This window comes from Rahnella sp. CG8 (assembly GCF_023701875.1).
GTDB classification, from domain to species: Bacteria; Pseudomonadota; Gammaproteobacteria; order Enterobacterales; family Enterobacteriaceae; genus Rahnella; species Rahnella aceris.
The window spans coordinates 136177-143686 of sequence record NZ_JABAED010000013.1 but is presented as its reverse complement, the minus strand read 5'-3'; the positions used below and the strand labels follow the sequence as shown (position 1 = coordinate 143686).

11 protein-coding genes are annotated in these 7510 nt (G+C 50.5%); 8 read left to right on the top strand and 3 right to left on the bottom strand.

Going from position 1 to position 7510, the window contains the following annotated elements:
* Positions 1–115: 115 nt before the first annotated feature.
* Positions 116–748 (bottom strand): outer membrane protein OmpW, encoded by a 633-nt coding sequence (gene ompW, locus HGO41_RS14310; RefSeq protein ID WP_013575931.1) that lies wholly within the window; start codon positions 746–748, stop codon positions 116–118.
* A 291-nt stretch (positions 749–1039) separates the two neighbouring features.
* Here ompW and HGO41_RS14305 point away from each other — a divergent pair, with 291 nt between their 5' ends.
* The 4 genes from HGO41_RS14305 to yciA all read left to right on the top strand — a co-directional run bounded on the left by HGO41_RS14305 (position 1040) and on the right by yciA (position 3439).
* On the top strand, positions 1040–1417 hold the full coding sequence (locus HGO41_RS14305) for a YkgJ family cysteine cluster protein (protein ID WP_013575932.1): 378 nt from the start codon (positions 1040–1042) through the stop codon (positions 1415–1417).
* A gap of 113 nt (positions 1418–1530) precedes the next feature.
* Positions 1531–2286, top strand: a complete 756-nt coding sequence (locus tag HGO41_RS14300) for a YciC family protein (protein WP_013575933.1) — start codon at positions 1531–1533, stop codon at positions 2284–2286.
* A 99-nt stretch (positions 2287–2385) separates the two neighbouring features.
* A complete protein-coding gene (locus HGO41_RS14295) occupies positions 2386–2925 on the top strand; it encodes a septation protein A (protein ID WP_013575934.1) in 540 nt (179 codons plus the stop codon).
* Between the two features lie 73 nt (positions 2926–2998).
* Positions 2999–3439, top strand: a complete 441-nt coding sequence (gene yciA / locus HGO41_RS14290) for an acyl-CoA thioester hydrolase YciA (protein ID WP_013575935.1) — start codon at positions 2999–3001, stop codon at positions 3437–3439.
* 101 nt (positions 3440–3540) lie between these two features.
* Here the strand turns inward: yciA and HGO41_RS14285 are convergent, their stop codons facing one another.
* The gene (locus tag HGO41_RS14285) at positions 3541–4272 is read right to left on the bottom strand and encodes an energy transducer TonB (RefSeq protein ID WP_250981155.1); all 732 of its coding nucleotides are present in this window, start codon (positions 4270–4272) and stop codon (positions 3541–3543) included.
* Positions 4273–4485: 213 nt separating this feature from the next.
* Here HGO41_RS14285 and HGO41_RS14280 point away from each other — a divergent pair, with 213 nt between their 5' ends.
* The 3 genes from HGO41_RS14280 (at position 4486) to HGO41_RS14270 (ending at position 5514) form a co-directional block, all read left to right on the top strand.
* Positions 4486–4782, top strand: a complete 297-nt coding sequence (locus HGO41_RS14280) for a YciI family protein (RefSeq protein WP_037034485.1) — start codon at positions 4486–4488, stop codon at positions 4780–4782.
* A 163-nt stretch (positions 4783–4945) separates the two neighbouring features.
* Complete coding sequence (locus tag HGO41_RS14275) at positions 4946–5236, top strand: TFIIB-type zinc ribbon-containing protein (RefSeq protein WP_013575938.1); 291 nt, start codon at positions 4946–4948, stop codon at positions 5234–5236.
* A 116-nt stretch (positions 5237–5352) separates the two neighbouring features.
* On the top strand, positions 5353–5514 hold the full coding sequence (locus HGO41_RS14270) for a YnfU family zinc-binding protein (RefSeq protein ID WP_013575939.1): 162 nt from the start codon (positions 5353–5355) through the stop codon (positions 5512–5514).
* On the opposite strand, the gene HGO41_RS14265 is transcribed toward HGO41_RS14270, so the two are convergent.
* Entirely contained in the window at positions 5515–5697 is a 183-nt protein-coding gene (locus tag HGO41_RS14265) for a YciY family protein (protein WP_037034487.1), read from the bottom strand.
* A 297-nt stretch (positions 5698–5994) separates the two neighbouring features.
* Here HGO41_RS14265 and cls point away from each other — a divergent pair, with 297 nt between their 5' ends.
* Positions 5995–7455 carry a cardiolipin synthase gene (cls, locus tag HGO41_RS14260; RefSeq protein WP_013575940.1) on the top strand — a complete coding sequence of 487 codons (1461 nt, stop codon included), beginning with the start codon at positions 5995–5997 and terminating at the stop codon, positions 7453–7455.
* Positions 7456–7510: the final 55 nt, after the last annotated feature.

Below are 7510 nucleotides of genomic sequence, written 5' to 3'. Positions count from 1 at the left end.
AAGGGTCCATGATGAGCATGAACCCTTTTTACACGAGCCACCGGATCGGTCAACTGATCCTTAAACGATCGGCATTAGCCGAAGCGCCTCTTTTTTTGAACTGTCTTTCCGGAAATCAGAAACGATAGCCGGCGCCAAACATAAAGACCCATGGGTCGATCCGGGTGTTGATGTTTTGCTGCTCACCACCAGCTTTGAATTTGACTTCCGTATCAATATCCATCCACCAGACAGACATGTTAATTAACCAGTTATCGTCCAGGTTGTAATCCAGACCAGCCTGCGTTGCCACACCCCAGGAATCTTTGACGCTTAAATCAGACAGCCCGGCATCACGCCCGGTCTGGTTGAAATCCGCGTCATAAAATGTGGTGTAGTTGATACCCACTCCGAGGTACGGACGCAATTTGTCCTGACGGTCACCAAAGTAATATTGCGCCATCAGAGACGGCGGTAATTGTTTCACTTCTGCGATAGTCCCGGTACTTTGCAGACCGACTTTGTGCTGGAACGGTGTGGCTGCCAGCAACTCCATCCCGATATTGTCAGTGAACATGTAACCGAGGGTTAATCCCATCTGCGTGTTGTTATTGATATTAAATGAACCCAGACCCAGCACGTTGTCCGAGCCTTCTGTCGGACGAACCGTGGCTGTCCCTACGCGAAAAATCACATCCCCTGCCTGATGTGCGCTCGAGACTGCCGGAAATGCCGCTGCTGCCACTAATGCCCAATATGCTGCTTTCATTGTCCCTTCCCTTTGTGTGGATTAGTTATCAACCGCGCGAATGATACCTACTCTTTGGTATGGTTTGATCAATGCGGGATCACATCTTTAAAACAAAAAGTAAGAAAATGCATCTTCCGCAAAGCGATCTAAATCTATAAAAACAAAGGAATTGATCTGCATCAAAAATGAGGAGATTTTGTTGTTTTGTTAACAGGTGATATTTCAGTTGCTAAAAAAAATGGTGCTGCGTAATTTGCATACTCATAGTTAGTTTTGGTTTGGTGCCGTAAGGAGTCGGTAACTTCCAAGATGGGCGAAATTAACAATCCTTGTATGACCTGTGGCGCATGCTGCGCTTATTTCCGCGTTTCATTTTATTGGGCTGAATCTGAAGAGGCTGGCGGCTGTGTTCCGCAGGCACTGACAGAGCAAGTCACCCCTTTTCTGAGTTGCATGCAAGGCACGAACAGTAAAACGCCGCGCTGTGTTGCCCTGGAGGGTGAAGTGGGACATGCGGTTTCCTGTTCTGTTTATCTCAACCGTCCGACACCGTGCCGCGAATTCGATCAGTCAGGGTTGAATGGCATCGGCAATGCCGCCTGCGATCGTGCCCGTGCGAAGTATGGCCTGCCCCCTCTGGATGTAAATTTACCGACGATTGATCTCAGCCACCTCAGTTGCGTTTAAGCAGAGATTGATCGACGGGTCTGACAGGAAATCAGCGCAAAACTATCGGCGGAGGGTATTTAAAGGGTACAATCCCCGCCTTATTGATTTTTGCTTTTTGCCAAGGAGCGTCCATGTCTATCACGGCCAGTACGTTGTACCGTGACAGTTATAATTTTATGCGTAATCAGATGAGTAGCGTTTTGGCGCTCTCGGTTCTGGCCGCATTAATCACCGTCATATTAAGCTGGGTTTTAAGTCCTTCATCTGAGCAGGTCGAGGCCATCGGGCAACTGATGAGTAACATGACCGGCATGAGCGTCGGCGATATGATGGGATATATTGAGCAGCAGATTACTCCGGAGCAGCAAAGCGCGATTTTCCGTTACAGCCTGGCCGCTCTGCTGTCAACGCTCGCCGGAAACGTTATTCTGGTCGGCGGCGTTCTGACGTTGATCCAACTGATTTCTCAGGGCGTTCGCGCCAGTATTACGCAAATTTTGAGTGCGTCATTGCCGGTGTTGCCACGTCTGGCCATTTTGCTGTTTATTTACAGCATCATGTTCCGTATCGGTCTGGCGCTGCTGTTTGTTCCGGCATTCCTGATTGCGATTGCCTGGTCAATGTCACCGGTTATTTCCTGTAAAGAGAATGCAGGCGTGTTCAAAGCAATGCGCCTGAGCACCCGCCTGGCCTTCAGCAATGTGCGTCTGGTCGCCCCGGCCGTGATGCTGTGGATTGTGGCGCAGGTGGTGCTGATGCTGTTTGTTGGCGTACTGAGTGCGCTGAATCCGATGATTGGTGCAGTGATCCTCGGCGCAGTGAGCAACCTGATCAGCGCCTTTATGCTGATTTATCTGTTCCGTCTTTACATGAAATTACATGCATAATATAGACATAACTTTTTCAGGGGCGCTCCGGCGCCCTTTTCTTTTGTCCGCGAAATGATTCCGGTATAGTCATCCCATACATAAAACATGGAATGAAGTATGAAGCAGCTCCTCGATTTTCTTCCCCTGATTGTCTTTTTTGTGGTTTATAAGCTTTACGATATTTTTGTCGCATCAGGCGCGTTAATTGCGGCCACCGCGTTAGCGTTAGTGATTACCTGGATTCTGTATCGCAAAATCGAGAAGATGACGTTAATCACCTTCGCGATGGTCGCTGTTTTCGGCACCCTGACACTGGTTTTCCACAATGACGAATTCATTAAATGGAAAGTGACAGTTATTTATATGCTGTTCTCCGGTGCATTACTGATCAGCCAGCTGGTTCTGAAAAAGCCGTTAATCCAGCGTATGTTGGGTAAAGAGCTGACATTGCCGGATCACGTATGGAATAAACTGAACGTCAGCTGGGCCATCTTTTTCCTGCTGTGCGGACTGGCCAATATCTATGTGGCCTTTTGGTTACCGCAGAATATCTGGGTTAACTTCAAGGTATTTGGCCTGACCGCACTGACGCTGGTATTCACCCTGTTGAGTGGCGTCTATATTTACCGGCATATGCCGGATGACGAAAAAAAATAAGCATTCTTCTGCACGGGCCTTTCTTTGAAAGGCCTTACTTTTTCAAATTGTTGAACTGTGTGAAGCCTATCGTATGAACGAAAAACATAGCTTACCCAATGGTGAAATGGTGTTGCGTACGCTGGCGATGCCAGCTGACACCAATGCGAATGGCGACATCTTTGGCGGATGGCTGATGTCGCAGATGGATATGGGCGGGGCGATTCAGGCGAAAGAAATCGCCAAAGGTCGCGTAGTGACCGTACGCGTTGACGGCATGACGTTTCTTAAACCCGTGGCTGTCGGGGATGTGGTGTGCTGCTACGCACGCTGTATTCGTACCGGTAACAGCTCGATCACCATCAACGTGGAAGTGTGGGTGAAGAAAGTCTCTTCTGAGCCCATCGGACAGCGTTACAGAGCCACTGAAGCGGTGTTTACGTATGTTGCTGTAGATGATGAAGGGAAATCGCGCCAGTTGCCTGACGGTCGCAGTAATTTCAGCGTCGATTCCGACGGTGTCTCTCAGGACTAAGCCGGTTCTGTATGATGGGAAGTAAAAGACTGAAAGTAAAAAGGTCGCCTTCATGGCGACCTTTTTTTGCGTGGAAATCACTGGTGATGACCTGTCCTGGCTTATTCGACAGCAGAACCACCTTTAATCCTGAACACCAGGTTCACCACGAGATTGCTGGCAGCCTTCGGTTCATAGCGCCATTTGCTCATCGCCTGTTTCACTTCCCGCTCAAACATATTGCGCGGCTCAGCTGACAGAACACGTACGTTTTGCACACGACCATCGCTGTCCACATCAAACTGTACACGAACCCGCCCTTCGATACGTAAGGCCAGTGCTCGCGCCGGATAAGCAGGTTCGCCACGCTGCAGCGGCCGCGGACCGGTATTGCTCTGCGCATTGGTAGACGCCGGAGGCTGACTCACGGGTTTAGTGACCGGCTGGTTGCTGGTTACCGGGGCAGTTTGTACCGTTTGCGCCGGGTTTTCGACGGGACGTTCAACGGGTTTCAACTTCGGTTTAACGACCGGCTTTTTCACCGGTTTTGGCTTAGGTTTTGGGGGCTCCGGAATCACAACGGCTTCAGGCGGCGGCGGTGGCTCCGGCACGACTTCCGGTTCCGGCTCAGGTGCTGGCGGTGTCGGTTCAGGTTGTGGCGGCGGCGGAGGGGGTGCAAAGTCGGCCGGATTGACCATCGTTACACTCATCACCTTCTGATCCTGACTTGGCAATTTGATTGACTCGCCCACCGTCATATACAACACGCCCGCAATGACTGCGACATGTAAACTAACAGCAAGCAAAACCGGCACCGTCACCTTGCGGATAAATCTAAACTTTTTTAGCGGCATAATGATTCATTTTCCCCGTGAAGCCGCAAGTTTAAATGTAAATAGCAATCATATTCAACACCGAGATGACAACTATTCTCAAATAACCCTTGTTTTGATCCTACGCAAAGCGCTTTCCCCGGACTTCAGGTTTAGCTATGTTAATTCTGTAAAATAGTCAGGCAGCCTCTGGCTGCCAAAAAACGCTCACTAAAACCCCATTAAAGGTGACTCATGCTTTACGTTATTTATTCTGAAGATGTTTCCGACTCGCTGGAGAAACGCGCTGCTGCCCGCCCTGCTCACATCGAACGCCTGAAAAAATTGCATGAACAAGGCCGCGTACTGATTGCAGGTCCGACCCCGTCCATTGACAGCGAAGATCCGGGCGCCGCCGGCATGACCGGATCCGTGCTGATTGTCGAATTCGAAACACTGGAAGACGCCAGAGTGTGGGCAGATGCCGATCCGTACGTTAAAGCTGGCGTGTATAAAGCCGTGACTGTCAAACCGTTCAAACGCGTATTCTGATGTTTTATGGGCAGTTTTTCGGGCTGCCCGCTATTCCCTGTGCCTTCCCGCCTTCTCTTTAATCAACTTTACTTTTGCTTACGTCAGTTGATTGTCTAAATATCCGGTTACTCAAACAGTTACCTGCGCCTTTTTTCTTTAACAGTCGAGCGGAGAACCTGATATGCAATGTCCGGTATGCAAAGAAAGTCAGTTAGTGATGTCCGAACGTCAGGGCATTGAAATCGATTATTGTCCTGACTGTCGCGGAGTATGGCTGGATCGCGGTGAGCTGGATAAAATCATCGAGAAATCTGCCACATTACAGGCCGCAGAACGCCCTGCAACTGCACGCTATGAGGAACGTGACCGTCGAGACGATCACCGGCCGCAAGGCAATTATGACAACCGCGGCCATTACCCGTCCCAAAAGCCCTATAAAAAGAAGAGCTTCCTTTCAGAGCTTTTCGACTGATTTCACCCCTCACGCGCCATGACATCACACCTCATGGCGTGATTCCCCGAATGCCGTCACATTGCATTCATCGCTTCTGTGTTAGAATGCTTACCCCTACCCATGAGGTAAGCATTATGTCATTCTTCGACGGACTGAAGTTTCTAACCAGCACGACCACGAAGGTCACCTGCCCGGAATGCGGTTATGTTTCAGAACAGATGAGCTCGAAAGTGCGCAAAAACGCCACGCTGGTCTGCAAAAAATGTGGCGCGCTTTTTCAGCCTAAATCCCGTTAATCAGGAATTCCATTCGTAGTTCACGGCATACAATGAAAGGCGCTGGTGCTGCTGATGATGGATTTGACGAATACGGTAAATATGGCGGTAGCGTCTTGACTGCCCTTCCAGCCAGCGGCTTCTCCGGCGCTGGGTCTGGCGTAACATCCGCCACCGGCCGACTTCATTTCTACTGTGTTTCATTCACTTGTGTCCCGTAATGCCCGTGGCTGCTTCTTTAACGAAAGCGCTTCTTTTACAGAAAGTGTCTTGAGCGGAAAAACTGCGGGACATTATAGGCCGATGACGTTGTGATCCAAGTCTTGTTTTCCCCCTTCCTCCACGTTATCAGCTAACCTTGATGTCAGGGCGATGACTCTTTTATTAATCTGATACAGATTACAGAGGTAGCTGATTGATTAGCAGGATAAAGTTAGTTAAAAGGTTTCCCCTTTCACGTACACTCATGCCGATGGCTTGCGAACAGGACTTTTCGCCTTTATGACAACATTTTATACGGTAATCAGCGGTCTTCTGGTTTTCGGTTACTGGTTACTGATTGCCGGTGTCACCCTGCGCATTCTGATGAAGCGCCGGGCAGTTCCGTCCGCAATGGCATGGCTGCTGATCATCTACATCATTCCGCTGGTCGGTATTATTGCCTATCTCTCGTTTGGGGAACTGCACTTAGGCAAACGCCGTGCGGAACGGGCAAAAGCCATGTGGCCCTCCACCGCCCGCTGGCTCAATGATCTCAAAGACTGTAAGCGTATTTTTGCCACTGAGAACAGTGAAATTGCCGCCTCACTTTTCCAGCTTTGCGAGCGCCGTCAGGGCATTGCCGGTGTAAAAGGTAATCAGTTGCAACTGCTGACCACCAGCGATGACGTGCTGCACGCGATGATGCGTGATATCGGACTGGCACGCAGTAACATCGAAATGGTGTTTTATATCTGGCAACCGGGCGGTCTGGTTGATCAGGTCGCAGAATCCCTGATGGCGGCCTCTCGCCGTGGCATTCATTGCCGTCTGATGCTGGATTCCGCTGGCAGCGTGGCCTTTTTCCGCAGCCCTTACCCGGCCATGATGCGCAACGCGGGTATCGAAGTCGTTGAAGCGTTGCAGGTGAATCTGTTCCGTGTGTTCCTGCGCCGGATGGATCTGCGTCAGCACCGTAAAGTCGTACTGATCGACAACTATGTCGCCTATACCGGCAGCATGAATATGGTCGATCCGCGTTTCTTCAAACAGGATGCTGGCGTCGGTCAGTGGGTGGACTTGATGGCGCGCATGGAAGGCCCTGTCGCCACCACAATGGGTATCGTGTATTCCTGCGACTGGGAGATTGAAACCGGCAAACGGATTTTACCGCCGGAACCGGATCTCAACCAGATGCCGTTCGAGCAGGAAAGCGGCCATACCATTCAGGTGATCGCTTCCGGCCCTGGCTTCCCTGAAGATATGATTCATCAGGCTCTGCTGACCGCGACCTATTCTGCACGCGAACAACTGGTGATGACGACACCGTATCTCGTGCCAAGCGACGATCTGCTGCATGCCATTTGCACAGCGGCGCAGCGCGGAGTGGATGTCAGTATCATTCTGCCGATGAAGAACGATTCGATGATGGTGAACTGGGCAAGTAAGGCGTTCTTTGGCGAATTGCTGGAAGCCGGTGTCAAAATTTACCAGTTCGAAGACGGCCTGCTGCATACCAAAAGTATTCTGGTCGACGGCCAGCTCAGTCTGGTCGGCACGGTGAATCTGGATATGCGCAGTCTGTGGCTCAATTTTGAGATAACACTGGTCATTGATGACGCCGGATTTGGCGATGATTTGGGCCGCGTGCAGGAAGATTATATTGCCCGCTCGCATTTGCTGGATGTGGAAGCCTGGCTTAAACGTCCTTTCTGGCACCGCATCGTCGAACGATTGTTCTACTTTTTCAGTCCGCTGCTGTAAAAGCCACGTCGGGCATGATGTAATACACACAGTACCGGCCTGAACCAGCCTGAAT

Coding starts and splice junctions, on each gene's coding strand:
- ompW (WP_013575931.1), bottom strand. CDS start 748: ATGAAAGCAGCATATTGGGCATTAGTGGCAGCAGCGGCATTTCCGGCA.
- HGO41_RS14305 (WP_013575932.1), top strand. CDS start 1,040: ATGGGCGAAATTAACAATCCTTGTATGACCTGTGGCGCATGCTGCGCT.
- HGO41_RS14300 (WP_013575933.1), top strand. CDS start 1,531: ATGTCTATCACGGCCAGTACGTTGTACCGTGACAGTTATAATTTTATG.
- HGO41_RS14295 (WP_013575934.1), top strand. CDS start 2,386: ATGAAGCAGCTCCTCGATTTTCTTCCCCTGATTGTCTTTTTTGTGGTT.
- yciA (WP_013575935.1), top strand. CDS start 2,999: ATGAACGAAAAACATAGCTTACCCAATGGTGAAATGGTGTTGCGTACG.
- HGO41_RS14285 (WP_250981155.1), bottom strand. CDS start 4,272: ATGCCGCTAAAAAAGTTTAGATTTATCCGCAAGGTGACGGTGCCGGTT.
- HGO41_RS14280 (WP_037034485.1), top strand. CDS start 4,486: ATGCTTTACGTTATTTATTCTGAAGATGTTTCCGACTCGCTGGAGAAA.
- HGO41_RS14275 (WP_013575938.1), top strand. CDS start 4,946: ATGCAATGTCCGGTATGCAAAGAAAGTCAGTTAGTGATGTCCGAACGT.
- HGO41_RS14270 (WP_013575939.1), top strand. CDS start 5,353: ATGTCATTCTTCGACGGACTGAAGTTTCTAACCAGCACGACCACGAAG.
- HGO41_RS14265 (WP_037034487.1), bottom strand. CDS start 5,697: ATGAAACACAGTAGAAATGAAGTCGGCCGGTGGCGGATGTTACGCCAG.
- cls (WP_013575940.1), top strand. CDS start 5,995: ATGACAACATTTTATACGGTAATCAGCGGTCTTCTGGTTTTCGGTTAC.